22 protein-coding genes and 4 pseudogenes are annotated in these 21,259 nt (G+C 41.1%); 4 read left to right on the forward strand and 22 right to left on the reverse strand.

Features of this window, described 5'->3' with window-relative positions; all coding sequences use genetic code 11:
• The first annotated feature begins 68 nt into the window (after window positions 1–68).
• Entirely contained in the window at window positions 69–890 is an 822-nt protein-coding gene (locus F988_RS05830; RefSeq protein WP_004681726.1) for an SDR family NAD(P)-dependent oxidoreductase, read from the forward strand.
• Window positions 891–951: 61 nt separating this feature from the next.
• On the opposite strand, the gene F988_RS05835 is transcribed toward F988_RS05830, so the two are convergent.
• The 4 genes and pseudogenes from F988_RS05835 to F988_RS15410 all read right to left on the reverse strand — a co-directional run.
• Entirely contained in the window at window positions 952–2,406 is a 1,455-nt protein-coding gene (locus F988_RS05835) for an NAD(P)(+) transhydrogenase (Re/Si-specific) subunit beta (protein WP_004681728.1), read from the reverse strand.
• Window positions 2,407–2,409: 3 nt separating this feature from the next.
• Window positions 2,410–2,733: a proton-translocating transhydrogenase family protein gene (locus tag F988_RS05840; protein ID WP_004681730.1), complete on the reverse strand. Its 324-nt coding sequence runs from the start codon at window positions 2,731–2,733 to the stop codon at window positions 2,410–2,412.
• Window positions 2,734–2,744: 11 nt separating this feature from the next.
• Window positions 2,745–3,872 (reverse strand): Re/Si-specific NAD(P)(+) transhydrogenase subunit alpha, encoded by a 1,128-nt coding sequence (locus F988_RS05845; protein WP_004681732.1) that lies wholly within the window; start codon window positions 3,870–3,872, stop codon window positions 2,745–2,747.
• 684 nt (window positions 3,873–4,556) lie between these two features.
• Window positions 4,557–4,701 (reverse strand): annotated as a pseudogene (locus F988_RS15410) (redox-sensitive transcriptional activator SoxR); the annotation flags it as partial.
• On the opposite strand from F988_RS15410, the pseudogene F988_RS05850 reads away from it, so the two are divergent.
• From F988_RS05850 to F988_RS14465, 3 genes and pseudogenes are all read left to right on the forward strand, one after another.
• Window positions 4,699–5,005 (forward strand): annotated as a pseudogene (locus tag F988_RS05850) (Rid family hydrolase); the annotation flags it as partial. The pseudogenes F988_RS15410 and F988_RS05850 overlap by 3 nt on opposite strands.
• Before the next feature lie 64 nt (window positions 5,006–5,069).
• Entirely contained in the window at window positions 5,070–6,233 is a 1,164-nt protein-coding gene (locus F988_RS05855) for an MFS transporter (protein ID WP_004681734.1), read from the forward strand.
• A pseudogene (locus F988_RS14465) lies at window positions 6,227–6,394 on the forward strand (IS982 family transposase); the annotation flags it as partial. The gene F988_RS05855 and the pseudogene F988_RS14465, both read left to right, overlap by 7 nt.
• Here F988_RS14465 and F988_RS05860 read toward each other — a convergent pair.
• The 18 genes and pseudogenes from F988_RS05860 to F988_RS05945 form a co-directional block, all read right to left on the reverse strand.
• Window positions 6,385–6,531: pseudogene (locus tag F988_RS05860) on the reverse strand (helix-turn-helix domain-containing protein); the annotation flags it as partial. The pseudogenes F988_RS14465 and F988_RS05860 sit on opposite strands and share 10 nt — an antisense overlap.
• 512 nt (window positions 6,532–7,043) lie before the next feature.
• Entirely contained in the window at window positions 7,044–7,388 is a 345-nt protein-coding gene (locus tag F988_RS15415; protein ID WP_004644574.1) for a restriction endonuclease subunit S domain-containing protein, read from the reverse strand.
• A gap of 29 nt (window positions 7,389–7,417) precedes the next feature.
• The gene (locus tag F988_RS05870; RefSeq protein WP_004644575.1) at window positions 7,418–8,491 is read right to left on the reverse strand and encodes an ArsO family NAD(P)H-dependent flavin-containing monooxygenase; all 1,074 of its coding nucleotides are present in this window, start codon (window positions 8,489–8,491) and stop codon (window positions 7,418–7,420) included.
• 101 nt (window positions 8,492–8,592) lie between these two features.
• Window positions 8,593–9,546, reverse strand: coding sequence for a thioredoxin-disulfide reductase (gene trxB, locus F988_RS05875; RefSeq protein ID WP_004681738.1), 954 nt, complete (start codon window positions 9,544–9,546; stop codon window positions 8,593–8,595).
• Window positions 9,547–9,563: 17 nt separating this feature from the next.
• On the reverse strand, window positions 9,564–10,268 hold the full coding sequence (gene arsH, locus F988_RS05880; protein WP_000174605.1) for an arsenical resistance protein ArsH: 705 nt from the start codon (window positions 10,266–10,268) through the stop codon (window positions 9,564–9,566).
• 5 nt (window positions 10,269–10,273) lie between these two features.
• Window positions 10,274–11,317, reverse strand: coding sequence for an ACR3 family arsenite efflux transporter (gene arsB / locus F988_RS05885; protein ID WP_004644578.1), 1,044 nt, complete (start codon window positions 11,315–11,317; stop codon window positions 10,274–10,276).
• A gap of 7 nt (window positions 11,318–11,324) precedes the next feature.
• A complete protein-coding gene (locus F988_RS05890; RefSeq protein ID WP_004644579.1) occupies window positions 11,325–11,798 on the reverse strand; it encodes an arsenate reductase ArsC in 474 nt (157 codons plus the stop codon).
• A gap of 6 nt (window positions 11,799–11,804) precedes the next feature.
• Window positions 11,805–12,125 (reverse strand): metalloregulator ArsR/SmtB family transcription factor, encoded by a 321-nt coding sequence (locus F988_RS05895; protein WP_004644580.1) that lies wholly within the window; start codon window positions 12,123–12,125, stop codon window positions 11,805–11,807.
• 57 nt (window positions 12,126–12,182) lie between these two features.
• A complete protein-coding gene (gene arsC, locus F988_RS05900; RefSeq protein ID WP_004644582.1) occupies window positions 12,183–12,617 on the reverse strand; it encodes an arsenate reductase (glutaredoxin) in 435 nt (144 codons plus the stop codon).
• Between the two features lie 124 nt (window positions 12,618–12,741).
• Window positions 12,742–15,393, reverse strand: coding sequence for an AAA family ATPase (locus F988_RS05905; protein ID WP_228127717.1), 2,652 nt, complete (start codon window positions 15,391–15,393; stop codon window positions 12,742–12,744).
• Between the two features lie 105 nt (window positions 15,394–15,498).
• Entirely contained in the window at window positions 15,499–16,392 is an 894-nt protein-coding gene (locus tag F988_RS05910) for a recombination directionality factor (RefSeq protein ID WP_004644584.1), read from the reverse strand.
• Between the two features lie 127 nt (window positions 16,393–16,519).
• On the reverse strand, window positions 16,520–17,563 hold the full coding sequence (locus tag F988_RS05915; RefSeq protein ID WP_004644585.1) for a YqaJ viral recombinase family nuclease: 1,044 nt from the start codon (window positions 17,561–17,563) through the stop codon (window positions 16,520–16,522).
• An 81-nt stretch (window positions 17,564–17,644) separates the two neighbouring features.
• Window positions 17,645–17,860, reverse strand: a complete 216-nt coding sequence (locus F988_RS05920; RefSeq protein ID WP_004644586.1) for a hypothetical protein — start codon at window positions 17,858–17,860, stop codon at window positions 17,645–17,647.
• Between the two features lie 97 nt (window positions 17,861–17,957).
• Complete coding sequence (locus tag F988_RS05925; protein WP_004644587.1) at window positions 17,958–18,992, reverse strand: DUF932 domain-containing protein; 1,035 nt, start codon at window positions 18,990–18,992, stop codon at window positions 17,958–17,960.
• A 74-nt stretch (window positions 18,993–19,066) separates the two neighbouring features.
• Window positions 19,067–19,372: a hypothetical protein gene (locus F988_RS05930; RefSeq protein ID WP_004644588.1), complete on the reverse strand. Its 306-nt coding sequence runs from the start codon at window positions 19,370–19,372 to the stop codon at window positions 19,067–19,069.
• A gap of 115 nt (window positions 19,373–19,487) precedes the next feature.
• Complete coding sequence (locus F988_RS05935) at window positions 19,488–19,868, reverse strand: hypothetical protein (RefSeq protein WP_004644589.1); 381 nt, start codon at window positions 19,866–19,868, stop codon at window positions 19,488–19,490.
• Between the two features lie 11 nt (window positions 19,869–19,879).
• Entirely contained in the window at window positions 19,880–20,449 is a 570-nt protein-coding gene (locus F988_RS05940) for a hypothetical protein (protein ID WP_004644590.1), read from the reverse strand.
• Between the two features lie 17 nt (window positions 20,450–20,466).
• On the reverse strand, window positions 20,467–20,727 hold the full coding sequence (locus tag F988_RS05945) for a hypothetical protein (RefSeq protein WP_004644591.1): 261 nt from the start codon (window positions 20,725–20,727) through the stop codon (window positions 20,467–20,469).
• Window positions 20,728–21,259 lie beyond the last annotated feature (532 nt).

Below are 21,259 nucleotides of genomic sequence, written 5' to 3' on the forward strand. Positions count from 1 at the left end.
CAAAATTAACGCACTATAGGACCTGCTTTAAAATTCATCAAATAAAAAGCATTATTGGAGTAGATGAAGTGAAAATTCTAATTACAGGTGCAAATACAGGTATTGGTTTTGCCACAGCGGAAGAGTTGGTAAAGCAGGGACAACATGTCATTCTTGCCTGCCGTAATCCGCAAAAAGCGCAAATTGCACAAGATAAATTGCGTGCATTGGGTCAGGGGCAGGTTGATTTGGTTTCCCTCGATTTAAACAGCCTTGAATCAACCCGAAAAGCAGCGGATGAAATTGCAGACCGCTACGGTAGTCTTGATGTCCTGATTAACAACGCAGGACTATTTGCCAAGACCAAGCAGCTGACGCAAGATGGTTTTGAACAACAGTTTGGTGTGAATTATCTAGGCCATTTTCTACTGACACATAAGCTGATTCCTGTCTTGGAACAGGCACCAAAAGCTCGCATCATCCACCTTGCTTCAATTGCACATTGGGCAGGTTCAATCAAACCGAATAAGTTCCGTGCTGAGGGTTTTTATAATCCCCTGTTCTATTATGGTCAATCTAAGTTAGCGAATCTTTTATTCAGTAATGCTTTAGCTGAACGTATGGCGAATAGCACCATTACCAACAACTCACTACATCCAGGGGGTGTTGCCTCTGATATTTATCGCGAACTGCCAAAACCTGTTTATGAAGTGATGAAAATTGGTTTAGTGCCGACCTCAGTTCCTGCAAAGTTGATTACGCAAATGGCGACTGGAGATGATTGGGCAAAGCGTAATGGAGAATATGTCAGTGCACACATGCCAGACTGGAAATCACCACATGCTAAAAACCAGCAACTTGCCCGTGATCTTTATACACAATCCATGAATCTTGTAGAAAAATACCTTTAATAAATATGCGCTAACAAAAAAGCCACCTAACGGTGGCTTCTTCAATCCTGATGAGGTCAGATTAGTGACCACCACCATTGATTGCTTTTGTCATATCTTCAACAACTTTCTTCGCATCACCGAAGATCATCATGGTTTTTTCATTGTAGAACAAATCATTGTCTAAGCCAGCATAACCTGTTGCCATAGAACGCTTGATCACCATAATGGTACGAGCTTTGTGAGCTTCAAGAATCGGCATACCATAGATTGGTGAACTTGGATCATCTTTCGCCGCTGGGTTAACAACGTCATTCGCACCGATTACCAGTACCACGTCAGTTGCTGGGAAGTCAGAGTTGATCTCATCCATTTCCAAGATGTCTTCATACGCGACATCAGCTTCAGCTAACAATACGTTCATGTGACCAGGCATACGACCCGCAACTGGGTGAATCGCAAAGCGAACTTTTACGCCCTGTTCTTTTAAGATTTCACATAATTCTTTAACTGCATTCTGTGCACGACCTTGCGCCATACCATAACCTGGTACAATCACAACACTGTCTGCATTTGACATCAAGAAACCTGCGTCATCTGCTGAACCAGAACGATAGTTACGTTGAACTTGTTCGCCTTTGTCCGCTGTAGCAACTGCTGCACCACCCATTGCACCACCAAACAATACGTTGATGATTGAACGGTTCATCGCCTTACACATAATGTAAGAAAGAATCGCACCAGAAGAACCTACAAGTGAACCCGCAACGATTAACATATTGTTTTCTAGTGTGAAACCAATACCAGCTGCAGCCCAACCAGAGAATGAGTTAAGAAGCGATACCACAACTGGCATATCACCGCCACCAACTGGCGCAATCCAAACCCAACCAAATGCAAGTGCAAGTGCTGTCATCGCCCAGAAAGCAGTCATGTTATTCGTCAAGAAGAACATAATGCCTGCCGCAAGCATTGCAGCAAAGATAAGCGCTTGAACAGGTTTAACCCATGCACCAGAAATCGTTTTTGCCCATTTTTTAGCAGCTAATTTACCGTAAGCAAATACTGATGCTGTAAATGTAATCGCACCAACGAAGCAACCTACAAACAATTCAAATAAATGAACTTTGCTCATATGAGCATGCTGTACGCCAGCAGCAGTCAAAGCAGCTTCATTTTCAGCAAACAATGCTGTTAATTGGTTGTTGTGTAAAATCGCTGCAATCGCAATTAATACCGCAGCCAAACCAACTAATGAGTGCATTAAAGCCACTGTTTCAGGCATTTGTGTCATCGGAACAGTTCGCGCACGAGCGATACCAACCACACCACCCAGCACCATCGCACCGCCAATCATCCAAACTACTGGATGCTCAGCAACAAAGAAGGTTGTCACTACAGCAATCGCCATAGCGATCATGCCGTAACGGTTACCTGCAATTGCAGTTTTAGGACCTGACAAACCACGCAAAGTTAAGATAAAAAGGACGGCACCAATCAGGTAGAACCAATCCGCATAGTCTCGAATAAATTCCATCTATTAGCCCTCTTTTTTCTTTTGCTTCGGCTTGAACATTTCAAGCATACGAGCAGTTACAGCGAAGCCACCAAAAATGTTGATACTTGCCAAGAACACAGCAATTGCACCCAAGATGCTCACAACGTTTACGCTTTGGAAAGCTACATTTGCTTCAACACCAATCACAGGCATACCCACGGTTTGGATCATTGCCCCAACGATAATGATTGAAGACAATGCGTTCGTTACCGCCATAAGTGGTGTATGTAACGCAGGTGTTACTCCCCAAACTACGTAGTAACCTACGAAGATGGCAAGGACGAAAATTGTAATCGTTTCAACCATGAGAACTCTCCTTAACCGCGCTTGAGCAGTACTTGACCGCCATGAGTCACGAGTAACGCTTTTTGGATTTCATCTTCTTGATTGATCGCAAAGTTTTTGTCTTTGTCGAATAATGTTTCAAGGAAGTTGAAAACGTTACGTGCATACAATGCAGATGCTTCTGTTGCAACTGTGCCTGGAATATTTGGGATACCCAAAATTTTCACGCCATTTTCAGTAACAACAGTCTCGCCTTCTTTAGAACCTTCAACGTTACCACCAGTTTCAACAGCCATATCCAAAATAACAGAACCTGGTTTCATCTTGGCAACAGTTTCAGCCTTGATTAGACGTGGAGCATTACGACCTGGAATCAATGCAGTTGTGATTACGATGTCAGCATTTGATACCGCTTTATCTACAATCGCAGCTTGATCCTTGATGTATTGCTCACCTGGCTGCCAGCCATAACCGCTTTTCGCAGCTTCAGCAGCACGTTGCTTTTCTTCATCTGACATTGGTACGTCTAACCATTTACCGCCTAAAGACTCAACTTGTTCTTTAGCCGTTGGACGTAAGTCAGTTGCTTCTACAACTGCACCTAAACGTTTTGCAGTCGCAATCGCTTGAAGACCAGCAACACCAACACCCATGATCACGACACGCGCAGGTTTTACAGTACCCGCAGCCGTCATTAACATTGGGAACATACGTTGATATTCAGCCGCAGCTAACAATACAGATTTATAACCAGCCAGGTTTGCCTGAGAAGAAAGTACATCCATGTTTTGTGCGCGTGAAAGCGTACGAGGAAGTAACTCTAAAGCAAAAGCAGACACTTGCTGAGCAGCAAACTGGTCCAGTTCTGGATTGCGGTAAGGGTCAAACATTGCAACCACAGTCGTATTCGCCGCAAGCTTTTGAATTTCGTCACCCTTAGGGGCACGTACCTTCAAAATAATTTGGCTACCTGTATATGCATCGTCTGTAATGGTTGCGCCAACTTGTTCATAAGCACTGTCAATATACGCAGCTTTAACACCAGCACCACGTTCAATGACAACGCTATGACCTGCGTTAATCAACTTCTTTACTGTCTCAGGTGTAGCAGCTACACGACTTTCACCGACGACAGTTTCGGTTGGGATTCCGATCTGCATGAGCGTTCCTCAAGCTAGTTTTTCTTAAGTAAACATCGCGGATAGCAATGTTTCCCCCAGGAGTATTCTTTGTAGAATTTTGGATTCTAATGGAACTTTTTTAAAATTCCACCCACTATTTATTTAATAAATACCCATATTCTGAACTGATGATTCATATTGATATTGAAACCTTGTATGCTCATGATGTTAAGCTTTTGATAAAGCCAAGCTATTTCACCATGCATATACAATATAAAAATTTCATTCTCTCAGTATCTATCCGTTCATTTATATGCCTTGTGCGTTGTTTTCATTCAATGCCAAAGCGGTATAGATTAAATAACCCCATGTTTTATCGAGCATCATAGATAGAATACACAGCAACTCTTTAAACATTGTTCATATTCAGGCTTGGCTAAAACGGGTCTATGGACTGAAACCGCATCATAATCGTGCAGCTCTGTAGAGAAATTGGCTTACATAAACTTTTATTGGTTTTTTCGGCGACTATTTATTTCGCAAAGTACAAGGCCTATTTCAAGACATCAAAGTAGGTGTTATCAATAAATCTGAATTGTATGAATGTCATCCCTCAGAAAAACTAAAAAGAAATGTAAAAACTTGAATCGGCATTTTTTCAAGTGATATTTATGTAATTTTGTCTGATCAAAATAGATTTATTGCACAATATTGGTGCAAAAATTATTCTATTTTATTCATCATTTTATTTTTCTGATTCAGCAACAGTAAAATTTCCTGAAAATACGCCCCCCATTGATCGTTCTGCCAGACAATCATCAGGATTTCTCAGTGGACATTGTTCCATTGATAGGCAACCACAGTCAATGGTTATAGCCATGTTGTTATTGTGGAACTCAATATGCGTATCATCCATATTGCAGGTCAGAAAGAAGAAAACAAAAATGGTGAACTTTCCATTTTTTGACCAACAGGTACAACAACTCTTTTATAATATTCAACATGCTTTAATCGCCCCTCAGGCACAACTTTCAGATATAGCCGTTTTGCGTATGCTGATTGTTGACCATGATTCTGAAAAACTTCAGGTATTGGCAGGCATCATGCAAAGTTTGTGGAAAAATCATGCATTTCCTGTATGCACATTGATTCCTGTTTCTAGATTGGCATGAGCAGGAATGCTCGTTGAAATTAAAGCAACCGCATATACTGCATAAACCCGTGATAGAGAAAATTATGTCAGCCCCTCAAGATATTAGTCAAAATAAGGCCTTACTCTGGTTTATGGCTGCGGCGTGCGGTCTATGTGCAGGTGCCAACTATTATAGCCAGCCACTGATCCACTCCATTCAGCAGTATTTTGCCGTAACAGAAAGCCAGGCTGCCCTGACCGTCACTTTTGCACAGGTTTCCTATGCCTTGGGTTTGCTATTTATTGTACCAATGGGCGATGTGGTCAATAAGACCAAGTTTATTCCCCTACTCATGACTTTATGCGCTATGGGTCTGTTCCTGAGTGCATTCTCAATGAACCTGCCAATGTTATGGGTTGGAACACTACTGGTTGGGTTATTTTCCGTTTCGGCCCAAGTGCTGATTCCCCTCGCCACCATGACAGTACAGCCTGAAAAAACAGGCGAAGTTGTTGGCTTTCTCATGAGTGGTTTATTGGTGGGTATCTTGCTTTCGACCAGTCTAGCAGGATTGTTCTCCAACCTGTTTCACTGGAAAGTCATTTATGTGGTCAGTGGAGTCTTGATGCTGATATTGGCTTATGCGCTTAAAAGCCGCTTGCCTTACGTCATGCGCATGAAAATGAATTATGGGCAAATCTTTGTTTCGATGGCCCAACTCTTGAAGCAGGAAAAGCGCCTATTATTACGGGCACTTGCAGGTGGATTTGCCTTTGCGGCGGTCAGTATCCTGTATTCCACCATCGCGCTTCTGCTAAGCTCGGCCCATCATTTACCTGACCTAGTGATTGGGATGGTGAGTCTGGTGGGTATTTTTGGTGCCTTATCCACCCAGTATATTGGCCGATATGCTGATCAGGGCTACACCAGGCAACTGACCTGGATGGGCTGTGCCTTATTCATTATCAGCTGGATTTGCTTCTATTACGGGCAAACATTCCTCATCAGCTATATTGTTGGCTTTGCCCTGATCCAGTTGGCTTTGGCATTGGTACACACCAGCAACCAGAGCATTATTTTCCGCTTACGACCTGATGCAAAGTCACGTATCAATGCGATCTATATGACCGCTTATTTTATTGGAGGTGCCTGTGGTTCCGCACTTGGCATTTTTGCATGGAATCATGGCGGTTGGACCATGACCTGTTTGGCAGGCCTATGTCTGGTTCTTGCGTGTATGCTGTTTAGTTTACTGGATAACCTCTGAGAACTCGTGGTTTTCCGCCTGCTGTTACTGATGCAGAAATCATCACTATGCAAATAGTAGGTGAATTTCTTGGTTTAGATACAGACAAAAATATTTGGATGTATTTCAAAAACAATTGGTTAGAGTGGTTTCAAAAATTAGGATCTTATTCACCAGACTTCACTAATTCCTGATAGCGATAAAATGTATCTCTTGACACACCCATCACTTTGCATGCTCTAGATACATTCTGAAGCTCTTCAGCTAAATTGAGCAGACCTACTTTGTGTTTAATAATTTGATTGTTAGTATGCAACATAAGAAAGTTACCTTTGTTTGATTAAGATTTCGACACCTTTATCAAAACGGGTAACTTTCTCTTTTTCAAGAAGAATGTACGATCAAGTCTGAACTAATACAAAACTTTCTTTAATCCTCTTTCCCTCTGAACTCCAATTCAAGTAATGATCATTGGTGAATTAACCTCAAAACTCGTATAATGCTGCCCTTTGCTTGCCTATCCAGATCCGAGAGCCTTTTATGCAATCACTTGAGTCATTAAAGCCACGCATTTCCGTTGCCCCGATGATGGATTGGACAACAAGATAAAATAATCCATTAATTTACAGCAACTTAAAATAAAAAAAATAAGTTAAGGTGTAAATTTGGAGTAAACTTTATTTTTATGTATCAAAACATAAATCTTCAATATTTTCACTCCCCAATAGATTATTCACAGTTACAAGAGCTGTATCAGATAGTGTTTGAGTAGCTAACACAGCTAGCCTCGTCATTGGGCAAGAAATGGAAACATAAAAAAGATTACGTGCTCTATAAAAAACCTTTCGTATTTGCTTTAGTCAATTTTTTAGTCTCAAGTAACTCTAAAAGCTGTGGCCACTTATAGTGATTCCAGCCACCACCTAAGACCACTAATACATTCTCAAACTCAGCCCCCTTTACACTATGCTGCGTTGCAAAAGGAGTCTGTTTTTCAATAAACTTTGTAACCTCGATAACTTCCTTATATTCGATTTCTCTTAATTTATTATAACGTTGTAGTGTTGAAGACCATTCCTCTTTAGGTGTATCTATAAATGAAAGAAGCTCCTCCTCCCTTCTAATTATTCGATCTGGTGGTAATGGCCGTTTTGTAGTCTTTAAATGATCTATCACTTGACCAATAGTTCCTTCAGTCCTTAACTTTAGTAATTGATCCTAGCCAAATAAGCAGCTATTTGATCTACAGTTGCTCTTGCTGTTCTAGAAACCCCAATGAGTGTTGCGGATGCCATGCCTGTCCATTCCCCATAGCCAACCAACCAAAGGTTATTTATTTTTACTGAGCGCCCATCATTCACAGTAACTGTCTGATCAGGCTCTACCACATCAAGACTTCTTAAGTGAGTCAATGAAGCTTTGAACCCTGTACACCAAATCACAGCATCTACTGCTTGTCTTGTACCATCAGCCCAAACAACGGAATGCTCCTCAAATGAGGTAAAAGGCTCTCTACTATGTAGTACGCCACGTTCGCGGGCCTCTTTGACACTGTCTATCATGACAATATCACCCAGACCACCAACGGGTTGATCAATCACACGACCTTCCTGTTGGGCTTTTAAACGTTCAGTTGCCCGAAGAAATAAAACACGCCCATCAACATCATCCGATAAAAATTGAGGTGGTGTTACTGTGACCCAAGTGGTATCTGCAACTTTTGAGACTTCGGCAAGAATTTGTGCCCCTGAGTTACCACCACCAACTACAATCACTTTCTTGTTGATAAAAGGCTCTGGATTTACATAATGTGCTGAATGCGTTTGTAATCCTTCAAATCGTTCATATCCTTCATAATGGGGAATATAAGGCTGACTCCATGTCCCAGTAGCACTGACCACCGCTTTAGCTCGCCAATATTGATCGCCAGCATACACATCTAAATAGCCATCTTTTTGTTCTATATGGTCGACATGAATTGGTCGAATAATTGGAAATTGATATCGTTGCTCGTATGCTGACAAGTAGCCAATCACTTCATTTCGCGTTGGGTAAGTCTGCTCAGTTGTGGGCATCATCCAACCTGACAATGAACTCCAAGTATTTGGAGAAAAAAGACGAAGAGATTCCCAAGCATGTGACCATGCACCACCTGCCTGAGATTGGTCATCTAAAATAATAAATGGAATTTTCTTACGTTTGAGGAAATAAGCTGTGGCAAGGGCTGCCTGACCACCACCAATAATGATTACATCGACTTCAGTTTGTAATTGAGTCAAAGCTTCTCTCCTATTATTTATAGTCATAATCAAAATAACGCCCAGTCTACTCAACAGACTGGGCGTATTTTATAAAATTTTCAAGCGTTTAAATGAGCCTTTCAATTGCTCAATTGATCAAGATACTTTTCTGCATCCAAAGCTGCCATACAGCCTGAGCCTGCCGAAGTGATTGCTTGGCGATAAATGCTGTCAGCAACGTCACCCGCAGCAAATACTCCTGCCACAGAAGTTGCTGTTGCATTGCCTGAAGTACCACTTTGTACTTGAATGTAGCCTTCACGTAGGTTGAGTTGACCGTCAAACATACCTGTATTCGGTTTGTGACCAATAGCAACAAATAAGCCCTGTACTTCAACATCTTGTATAGTTTGGTCCAAAGTTGATTTCAAGCGAACTGATGTGACACCAGTATTATCACCTATGACCTCATCAACTTGATTGTTCCAAAGAATGCTAATTTTGCCATCTTTTTCTTTGGCAAAAAGATGATCCTGTAGAATTTTCTCTGAACGTAAACTGTCTCTACGGTGAACTAAGGTGACATGCTCAGCAATATTAGAAAGATAAAGTGCTTCTTCAACTGCTGTGTTACCACCACCCACGACCATGACTTTTTGGTTCTTATAGAAGAAACCATCACAAGTTGCACATGCACTGACACCTTGACCCATGAATTTAGCTTCAGATTCAAGACCCAAGTATTGTGCTGTCGCACCTGTTGCAATAATCAGTGCATCACAAGTAAATTCTTCCATGTCGCCTTTTAGCACAAATGGACGGACGCTTAAATCAACTTCATTGATGTGGTCATACACAATCTCTGTACCAAAGCGTTCAGCATGGGCTTGCATTCTTTCCATAAGTGCAGGACCAGTTAAACCTTCTGGGTCGCCCGGCCAGTTATCTACCTCAGTGGTCGTTGTTAATTGACCACCAAGTTGTATACCCGCTATCAATGTAGGTTTTAAGTTTGCACGTGCTGCATACACAGCAGCGCTATAACCCGCAGGCCCTGAACCTAAGATCACTAATTTAGAATGTCTCTTTTGCATTTCTGATCACCTAAAGTTTATAAGCTACGTTGATTGACCCGCTTAGATAATTCTTCTGCCGACTCTTTTCGCTCTGAATAACGATCTGTGAGGTACTGACTTTGTCCACGAGTGAGCAAGGTGAACTTATATAGTTCTTCCATTACATCGACAATTCGATCATAGAAGGATGAAGGTTTCATCCGTCCATCTTCTTCAAACTCTAAAAAAGCTTTTGGAATAGATGATTGATTTGGAATGGTGATCATGCGCATCCAACGGCCTAAAATACGCATCTGGTTTAAGCTGTTAAAGGACTGCGAACCGCCACTAACCTGCATCAATGCCAAAGTTTTTCCTTGCGTTGCTCGAATTGCACCGCCTGCCAATGGTATCCAGTCAATTTGTGATTTGAAAATTGAACTCATGGAGCCATGACGTTCAGGTGAGCACCACACCATTCCTTCAGCCCAAGCGAGTAAATCATGCAACTCTTTCACCTTTGGATGTTCTGTGTCTGCATCTTCGGGTAAGGGTAGGCCTTTTGGATGAAAGATTTTTACTTCAGCGCCAAACTGCTCCAAAATACGTCCTGCTTCCATCACCGCCAATCGGCTGTATGAGCGCTCACGGTTTGAACCATACAGCAGCAAAATACGCGGTGGATGATCCAGCTCTTTAGCTTGTACTTTTTCTAAAGTCGGTTGATCGAGAAGATTCATATCTACATTTGGGAGAGTCATAGAAATTACACCTCTGCTTTAAAAAACTTTTTTCTGAGCCACAAAGACACACTGACTAAAGCAATCAACACTGGTACTTCAACCAGTGGACCAATTACAGTAGTAAACGCCACAGGTGAAGCTAAACCAAAAGTTGCAATCGCTACAGCCAACGCCAATTCAAAGTTATTCCCCGCAGCAGTAAAGGAAATTGCTGTAGTTTTAGGGTAATCATTGCCCATCCATTTGCTCATAAAGAAGCTGATGAAGAACATCACAATAAAGTAAATGGTCAATGGAATGGCAATACGTAAAACATCCAGTGGTAAACTCACCACATCATTTCCTTTGAGGCTAAACATCGCCACAATCGTGAACAACAAAGCAAGCAAACTCAGTGGGCTAATTTTTGGTAAGAAGACATTTTGATACCAATCCAAACCTTTCGCTCGAACCAGAATAAATCGTGTCATAAAGCCAAGGAAGAACGGAATCCCTAAATACACGAATACCGCATGAGTAATCGTCCAGAAATCCACATTGATCACTTGCCCTGCAACACCAAAATAAGGTGGTAAGAAGGTCAAGAACAACCAAGCATAGGTACTGAAAAATAAAATTTGGAAGATACTGTTAAAAGCCACCAATGCAGCAACATATTGGTTATCCCCACAGGCCAAACCGTTCCACACCAAGACCATCGCAATACAACGAGCCAGTCCTATCAGGATTAAGCCTGTCATATACTCTGGATAGCTATGTAGAAAAACAATGGCTAAGGCAAACATCAATACTGGTGCTATCACCCAGTTCTGTACTAAGGACAAAGTTAAGGTTTTTTTGTCTTTAAACACTTGTGGTAGCGCTGCATAATCCACTTTAGCTAATGGTGGATACATCATCAGAATCAAACCAATCGCAATTGGAATATTGACGGAATCCACACTCATTTTATCCAATGCCACTGAGGCTTGTGGAAAGAACACACCGATCGCTATTCCCAACCCCATTGCAATGAAAATCCATAGCGTGAGATTACGATCTAAAAAGGATAATCTTTGTTGAGCCATAATTTTCTCATTCAATATCTGAGATGTGATTGATTGCAGCAATCAATTCAGGACGAGACATATGTGCTGTATTCAATGCAAATAAAGCATCTAAACGACGATTGATATGGTCTACAGTCACTTGGAATGCCTGTAATTTTTCTTCTTTAGGTAAGTCTAAGTGTGATGGATCAGCCAAACCCCAATGTGCCTTGATCGCTCCGCCTAAATAAAGCGGACACGCTTCTTGTGCTGCTGAATCACAAACCGTAATCACCACGTCAGGTTGATATTGTTCACAATCATCAATGGTTTTACTCCACAAACCATCTGTTGAAAGACCAAGATTTTCTAAAGTTTCTATGGTCAATGGATGTACTTGCCCTGATGGCTTACTACCTGCACTGTATGCTTTCCAACCCTCAGGGGCACGACTATTAAAAAGCACTTCGGACAAAATGCTACGGCAACTATTTCCAGTACACAAAAAAAGGAATTTCATATTGTTCTACTCGCAATAACTATTAATTTGTTGAAATGATGGAGCAACTTTTGGCTGTAAATCAGCATTTTTAAGGGTGTTAAGTATGTCTAGGCACCAAATGGGTAAATTAGGATTGAGACTGTAATAGACCCATTGCCCTTGACGTCGATCTTGTAAGAGCCCCGAAGAACGCAGTAAGGCTAAATGCCGTGAAATCTTAGGTTGGCTCAGCTGTAATTTTTCAGTCAAATCACAGACACACTGTTCATTATTCCCAAGAACCAACATGACAATGTTGAATCGAGTTTCATCAGCCAAACATTTAAAGAAATTGATTTGATCCATATTTTTACCCACTCAAACATATGGATATATCAATATTCACATATATCCATGAAATTTTTATTTCAATCGCTGCCCATTTGCATCCAGCACTTGTTCACCATCTTCTTTAGTGAAAGCACCCTTTTGTGGGAGTGGCAGAATTTCTAAAACCAGTTCTGACGGGCGACTTAAACGAGTTCCTAGTTCAGTCACCACGAATGGGCGGTTAATCAAAATTGGATACTGAAGCATAAAGTTAAGCAGTTTCTCATCCCTCCAAACCTCAAGGTCTAACTCTAGATCACGATAAGGATCAACATTCTTACGGATGGCCTCTCTCACAGTTAAACCTGCATCCGCAATCAGCTGAATGAGCTCACTTTTAGATGGAGGATTTTTAAGATATTCGATCACTTCAGGTTCAATGTTGGCATTACGAATTAACGCCAACGTATTGCGTGATGTACCACATTCAGGGTTGTGATAAATCTTAACTTTTGGAATAGCAGTCATTTGCTCAAACTCAATTGAATCTTTATATATACTTATATACGAATAAACATATATATGCAACTCCGTATATTTTTATATAAGGGCTAAAAAAATTAGCCCCCCTAGAAAGTCTAAAAATATAAATTTACTTCAAAGCTTGATCCAAATTTTCTAAATTCAAAACTATCGAACTCACTACGCTTCTATCGAACTCTACTCGATCCTGCTCTTCATGAACTCCCTTATTAAGATATCTCCATTCTCGACACTCCCCGCTAATCCCTAACAAAGCTTCTAATGGTTTAAAAACACTTTCTTTTTGAGCATGAACAAAATCTTTTTTTTCAATTCTAGTTTTCAATTGTTCAGTAAGATTTCTTAACTCTATTGAAGAGGTAGCAGATCGTAATTTTAAACTCAAATTTCCATCACCATGCTTACTTACATACTTCCAAACTTTCCCTTTAGTTATTGCTTCTAAAGCTTGTCTTGACTTTGTTAAAGCATCACGAATTTCATTTTGATTAATGTGCTCTCTAGCAGCAACAATATAATTACGAGGTGCACAATTAAAATTAATATTGATATGCGGCTCACCCAATCTTGGTAGAAAACTAAATGATTTTGTTAACTTCACTCGTTCCACTGAAAGTAGATTGTGAATATCTTTGAAGAATTCTTCCCCATGGCAAGTTAATAATATTTGCTTATTAGCAAAGAACTTATCTTCAAAGAGTGTTTTTCGGATTGCTTCACGATGTTCATCATCTATGGCATTAACAGGGTCATCAAAAATCAATAATGGTGACTCTTCTTTAAGATTTTTTGCCAATAAAATTGCTAGTCCTAAACATCGAATATGCCCCTCACTAAGTATATGCAGCGCATCAAAAAAAACTTCTGGATTGCTTTTAAATGCAATTTCCATTCTCTGATTCTGGTTTATTGGTAGTCTTACTTCTGCTAGCAATTCACTATCCGTATCGTTTCGATTAAAAGCATTGTAAAGATCAATAATCACTCCTCCTAAATCTTTAACTAAACGCAGAGGTAATTCATTGCAGTATGTTTCCAACTTTTTAACAAAGTCAGCATAAGCGTTGGATATAATCTTATTTCGACTAACTATTAATTTTTCAGTTTCAACATCTGTAATAAGCTGCTCATTTTGTTCTTCAAATGTACTAATCATGGACTGAGCGATACTTATAGCCTGAGTCGCTGATTGTCTACGTGTTTGAAGTATAGTTATTTCTTTTACAAAATCACGACACATCAAAAGCTCTTTAGCCTTAATTACTCTCACCTCTTCTTCTTGTTTTATTTTTAGATCACATGCCTCAAGAGCTTGAACTTGCACCTCAATATTCATCCAAATGGTTGTACCATCAGGTAGCATTTCTGTTAAGTACCCCCACCACTCAGAAGATGTTTTTTCGCTTGTAAATGATCTATATGCCTCCAAGCAATTTTCTTTTTGATAAAAAGATAAACAAGTTTGGATAATCTGAGAAAGAGCTGTTAAGGAATCTTGGATTTGCTTTTGTAAAAATTGAATTTTATTCTGTATACCTGCCAACTCTTGCAACTTCAACAACTCATCTCTAGCATAAATATAAGGATTAACAGTAGTCTGACCTAGGGGTGTTTGACAAGCTGGACACTGATTTGGATTACCATCCTGTAATTCAATAATTGCATTATAAAGTTGTTTAAATGAGACCTGATAACTTGCTTGTGCTAGTTTCCCCTCTTCAATTATTAAAGCTGAATGCAACTCAGTTATTTTCTGCTTTAATGCATTTAATACACTTTGAGAAAGGTTACTTTTAGTACCTAAAGGCGACTGAAGATATGTTTCAAGTATTTGTACACGCCCTGAGACAGCTTCATTACCATTTAGCTCAATTACCATTTGATCAAAACTTATATTCTCTTTATATCGAGTAGCTAAATTTATCTCCTCTGATTGAATGTCGCTTAGCAGTTGCGTGTGTATTTTAATCTGTTGTTCACTACCTAATAATTGTGAACGCTTTTCACCAAGCTCTTTAGACTTTTCTCCAATAATATCAATATATCTACCATCCATATCAGGAGTAAAATTTTTGACAAACTCCGTGAAAGACTCTAATCCAAATAACGTAGAAATTAGTTCTGTTTGTTTAGATGGAACTTGGGCTGCAATACGTGAAAAATTATCTATACGATTCTTTTCAACAAAACAGAATCTATATATTTGCTCATCAGGCTGAACACTTAAGATGTTATTTTGGCTATCTTCAGCCTGAAGAATAGGTGCTAAGAATCGATTAACATGAGCATTCTTTAGATACTCAACTTGGTTACGGAAACGTTTATTTTCAGCATCTTCGACATTACCTAATAAGCAGTATTCTAAAGCCTCACAAAAACTTGATTTTCCTGTTCCATTAGGACCATATATCAATACTAAGTTACTATCTAAATCAAAATGCTCTGGTTTAGAAAATCCTCGAAATGGGCCTACAGTCATACTTTTAATTTTTGCAATTTTCGCTTTCGGCTCTCCCAATGTCGCAGGTAAAGGACTGATTTCTGAACCAACACGTTCCCATTTTAACTGAGCAAACGATACTATTTTTTTTATCCGTTGCCCCTGAGCAGTCTTTAATGGAATTAACTCATCCAAATTTTCTAAAACAAGGTTTGCTATCTTACGTATCTCTACAGAGTCAGTATTATTCAAAGTCTGTAAAAAATTTAAATATTCCACCCGAACCATAAAACCCCCATCTAAATAAATTATAATATTCAAAATGTTAAATCTTTTTTAGAATATCTTTTAACGTACATAAGCTTAATCTTACATTTATAGATTAAGAAAATTTAAAATACAAGGCATCAACAGATGCCTCCTACTTTAGTTCAAAGCTTGTACCGATTGCTGTAGGCCTTTCTGAATATCTTGCATCTGAAGAAAGTCTGGAACTTGTTGCTGTGATTTATTTTCTTCTGGGTAAAACTCTTCAATTTTATCCAATCCCTCCTCTACATCTACTTCAAACCGTGTATTGCCATAGCCTTGCCGTGCCATCTGATCTAAAGCTGCCTGATTAAATCCACACAGCTTACTTTTCTGATCAATCTCTTTCGCCGTTTGAATCGCCTCTTGTAAATGAACACCCTCACGTAACGTCAAATCCACGTAATAGACTGGGGTTCGATAGCTTTGTGTGGTGGACTTTCCTCGAAGTGTTAACTGTAAAGGCAGACATGACAATAAACCATTCGATGCTGCATGGTAATAACTCAGTCTCGCTGCCAAGGTTCGAATGCTGTTAAAGCCTGTTGTTCTAAAAACGAAAGTCCCAAACTCATCCGATTCATCAAGATTCACATACAGACGACCATAGGGCTTACACAATCTACCTTGTGCCAATGGACATAGATCAGGTGAAGGACAGGGGTGATGTTCAACCCCTTGATTGGTTAAGCGCTGACAAGTTTCACCATTGCCTATACACACGGGGCGCCCTGTTTGTCGATCAAATAGACTGTACTCTGCCCTTAGATTCAGTTCAGGATCATTGAAGATCATCCGGACGGGTATGCTTCGCAGTTTTTGATTGGGTGCTTTGGCCCGCAGCTGTTCATCCAGTGGGTGCTTCACCCAACCACTGTCCTTATTTTGGATTTGGCTGGTAATGGTAAATTGATCATCCTTTTCAGGCAGACGTTTGCCGTTCTTTTCCACAACTTTGCCGATACTGATTCTGCCAAGTATTGGCGGTGTGATTGCTAGACCTTTAATCATGGTCCTTTCCTCTTATCTTTAAATAAATTGCTGTATTGATTAAAAATGAAATGGGCATAAAAAATCCCATGTGCTGAGGCATGGGATTTCTAGGCTGGTTGGATATTTTGCTTAGGCTAAATTACTTTCAACCATCATTGGTATAGATGTTAAAACGCCGTGAACCTGTTTTACTTTGCGGGAATTGGCTGAGGTATTCAGGGTGTGATTTCAGCAAAGCCTTGGCATCTAAGCTGATTGAATCCTTAGCCTTTTTCCACGTCACTGAGCCTGCTTTAAAAGTGGCACGCTCCGCCTGCTGCATCTTGGCTTGCAGCTGGTGCTTCAGCAGATCAAACTGCTCCTGATGCTTGTCGATTTGATTACGTGCCTGAATCAGCTGTTCAAACTGCTGGTTGGCCTGCTCATCCCCAGATAAGTCTGCAGTGCTCAATGGCACATGTTCGGGATACAGCTGCTGTAAAGCCTTGGCTGCCGATGCGCTGGCATCTGCATCAGGCGGTGTATCCTTCTCGACACATTCCCAGAAGTAACGTTCTGCATTCACAATATGCTGAATGACCGATTCACTGCGGGTCACTTTAAAAATCTGCGTTTCATGTCCGCAGAGCAGTACACAGATATGCGCTGCTTTCTTTCCCGTTACGGCCAATTGATGCTGTACCTGACACAGCACATATAACGGCACACCATCCCACCACAGCTTGGCGCCATGTTCACCAGCAGTTTTGCATTCCAGAATCTGCACATCTGCATCACCCACTACGGAATAATCTAAGTTAGCTAACATGAAATGCTTGTCTGGGTCAGGATGCTGCAGCACAGCATTCACGCGGCGGACTTTATAGTTGGTATGCATGCTGTAGTATTCAGCAACAAGCGGTTCAAGTCGCTTGCCCCAATATAAAGGCGCATGGCCTTCGCTTTCATCTTCGATGGATTGCTTGATCCTACCTGTTTTGATCATCCACAGTTCCAGCATCGACATATAAGGATTGAGTCCGCAAGCTGCAGCACAGTCACTGCTGCCGATACCTTGCCTGCGTACTTCCAGCCATTCGGCTTGGCTCATATTTTTGGTTTCTACAAAGCGTTTGGCGGTAATAAGTTTAGGTGACCTGAATCCTATAGGTTGTTTAGATGCTGCAGATGGATTTGATAAATTATTCATTGTGAATTCCTCAATTTTAAATTTTTGGCATAAAAAAACCACATCCGAAGATATGGTCTGATATTTCTAAATGAATCTATTTTAAAATGAGACGACTGCTAAATGGCGCTTTAGGTTTTCTTCAGAAACGCCAGCTATTACAATTTCTAAAATGTCTGCATTTAATTGAAGACCTTGATTAAAGGAATAGCCAAAATTACCTTTTATCGTTTCTACTAAAACATCGAAAGATTTCTTATCTTTCATTTTTAATAAAAAACTTTCATCCCCTAATTTCTTAATTGAAATGATACTCACTGTACTCTCCGTTTTACTATTTATCTTGCAAATAGTTAGTGGAGCTTAGAAATCAGAATTTCAATAAGAAGTGTTCAAATAATTGTAAATACACAGATTAGGACAACATCAGTAGCGCCTGTTCCAGTCCACGTTGTTTTAAGCCTGCCCCTGCTCCAAACCATGCTGAATCCAGCCGGTGATCCTGACTCATGGCTCGACGTTCATGATCTGCAAATTCCGTGATACTGCACAGCAACCCATAAGCCGTATCTTTGGCTGAGCTGAGTTCTGCCCCTCGGCCATGCCCGTTAAACATAGTCATGACTTTCGACATGGCTCGGCCATTCGGTTCAACCTTGTCTTTGCTTTGTGATTTACTGGCTACATTGCGGTAGAACTGGATAATGCCTTCATCCTGCTGCATTGGACTGAGGCTGGTATTGTTAAATACCGCGTCAAAATAAGCAGCCGCTTCTTGTTGAGTGACTTTACGTTGACTGAGTTGCTTCATTTCATACATGTGTTCATCCCATTGCCGTACTGAGATTCCCAACTGCTGTTTGATCTTATCTGCATCAAAACGGGTACTGTGTGGGACTTTGACCACGCCTGCACTGCTGTTCTGTCCTTTTAGGGCAATGGCTAAAGTGTTGTTGCACACTACGCGGATTGAAGTAAATTGCGCTGTGGTCGCCAGCGTTCCGTCACAGCCCGTTGCCAACAATATATAGCCATTACTAACATCTTTACCTTTGAGTGCCGCGCTTTGTCCTGTTCTGGCTAAAGCCCAGAATTTCTTTCCGCCTTTCAATACGCCTGCGGTTTCCAGTTCAAAGCCTGATTGCTCTGTTAAATCTCGGTAGAACTCCAACACCTCTGCAGGCTGCACTTCCTGATAACGCTGACTGACCACCGATAGAGGTGCATGGGTATCCGAGCGATAAAGTACGCGCTGTTCTTCATAAGGCATGATGATGTTTTGCCCGCGTTCATTTTGCGCCATATAGCTGACATCAGAAGATTCAATGCGCCAGTCCATGCCGGCCTGCTGTGCCCATACTTCAATCGGCTGATTATGCGTAAGCTGGTTGCCGAGGCCATGCCAAGGGGTGTCACCGACATAAGCCATTTGTTCAATCTGATGCGCCATGTTTATATTTCCTATAAATGTATGTTGAAATTCATGTTGTTGATTAAATGTGTTTAAGGTTTGTGGCTTGAGCTTTATGATTTTTTGACCCAAACAAAATGCTGCTGACAGTCCTGACAAATATATTGATCTTCATTGCGATAATATTTTTCGTAGCAGAATTGGCTGACAACCACCAGCACACCGCCAATCACTACACCTACAGCAGCACCTGCCGCAGGTGAAAAGCCGACCTTCTTAGCAAGTCTTGCTCCCAGCACAGCCATTTGTGCAGGTGAGATATTGCGCTGAAGCTGTTCAAAGTAATTTGCGTTTGATTTGCCAGATGCGGTTTGTCTGACATTGCCCGACTTGCAGTAGGGACATTGAATGATGGACACGGTATATTCCTTGTCAGATGTACCCTGACAAAAGCTAAAGTGAAGGCATAAAAAAACCGCATCCCTTTAGGACACGGTTTAGTCAGTTCTAGATTAATGTTTAGATTAAATACGCTTAGTTAAAGCTGTAGCTCGCTGTTCCCTGCTGTGTTTCAACATCAACACGCACAACATTATCGTAACCGCAGCCGGTTAATTTCAGCCTTAAACGCAAGCCCATTTTAAAATGCTGCGGGTATTCCAGTGATCTGCGGTAGCCTTCATAACTGCATTCACCATTGTTGATTAAAACGTTGGTGACATCGATGGGATCTGGGCTGTTGGAACGAATGGTGATGACATGCGCCACTTGGTTTTGTGCATACCAGTTGCTGGTATCTTCTACATTCATTTCAACACTAAAAGTATTGGGATCAAGGCTGGAGTCGCACCCGTACAGCATCATGCCTGCAGCAGCCGTTACTGCCAGCAGGATCGATTTAAAATATTTATTCATAGCAATCATCCTCAGCAGTAGTTGTAGCTGACGCCGTAATCACCGGTCTCTAAATCAATACTGATCAGATGAATTTCACAATCTGTACCATTATCAAATTTATAAACGTAGTAACGGTTGCCCGCCTGCTCTGACTCTAATGCGCCGTGTTCCTGCAAGCTAAAGCCGCTCACGGGTTTACCCGTATCTTTCGCAGCTTTGGCAAAAACCAGCTGCTGATACTTGTCTATATTTTTTTGCTCAAATTCAGGCAGGTCTGCATAAGGAAGCATGGACAGCAAGGTATCTGCAGCTTTCAAATTTTGATCAAACTCAAAGCTCAGCAATTCAGGTTCATGCTGCGCCGAACTTGAGCCCTTGCTGCCAGCAGTCAATTCCTCTACATCAATGCCATCAACTTCCGCAGCAGGAATGCCTTCCGAAGCAGCAGCTTCTGACGCTGGAATATCACTCGTGCCAGCTGCAGCTGTTTGCACAGGTTTCTGAACGCTGGAATTGGCACTGAAAAAATAGAATCCGGATACGATAATAAGCGTCAAAGCCAGAATAGCTGCCAAACCCAAAATGGTTTTTTGGTTCATCTCAAATCTCCTGTACTTTAGTTCGGTACAGAGACTTGGCCATTATTGGCGTTATAGTGGACAACGCGCGGACAGCCGCCCTGAAAGTTCACCGTGAAATTACGCCAGCCGCGGTTGCCCGGATTGGTTTTATACATGCACTGATACACGCCTCCACCTAAATTTCGAGCCTGCACAAAATAGGATTCACTGGCTTGCGCAAACCAGCCTGCCTGCGCCCATGACGCGCCTGCAAGAAGTGATGAAATCAGGGCAGTTTTTAGGAAAGTTTTTAACATAGTCATTTTCTCTTTTTACAGGCATCACCGGTCTTCAGCAGATCCGGTGTCCCCCATGCAATCTTTGTTGGAATGAATATCTAAGTTTTTGAATTTTTTATAGACGATAAAGCGTACAGATCTACTTAGCTCAAAACAGCATTAGAGATTCATCTTCATATCGGTAATATGTATTTGAAAAAGTTTTATTCTTAAAAAGCTATAAACACAGCTATGCACAGCACGCGGGCCTAATGACCCATCGGCACAAATACTGAAAAAGAGAAAAATAAGGGATGATATTGATGTAAGCGCATGGCGTACTCCTTTGTTTTAAAAGAATTCTGCCAATTCACTGCTAATATGATGGTGGCAGAACGAAGAAGGGTTAGCAGACTGGTAACAAAGAAACCAGCACGCGCAAGCGCGTCCCCCCTCCGCCCTACCGCAAAGAAAGGGGGACGAACGGGTCCACAACATGCAAAATCAGATTTCGCATATTGTCTTTGTTAATGGGTCTGCTAAAACCCGCTGACGATGTAGGTCAGCAGGC

Origin of the sequence: Acinetobacter parvus DSM 16617 = CIP 108168 (assembly GCF_000368025.1) — a bacterium.
GTDB lineage: Bacteria > Pseudomonadota > Gammaproteobacteria > Pseudomonadales > Moraxellaceae > Acinetobacter > Acinetobacter parvus.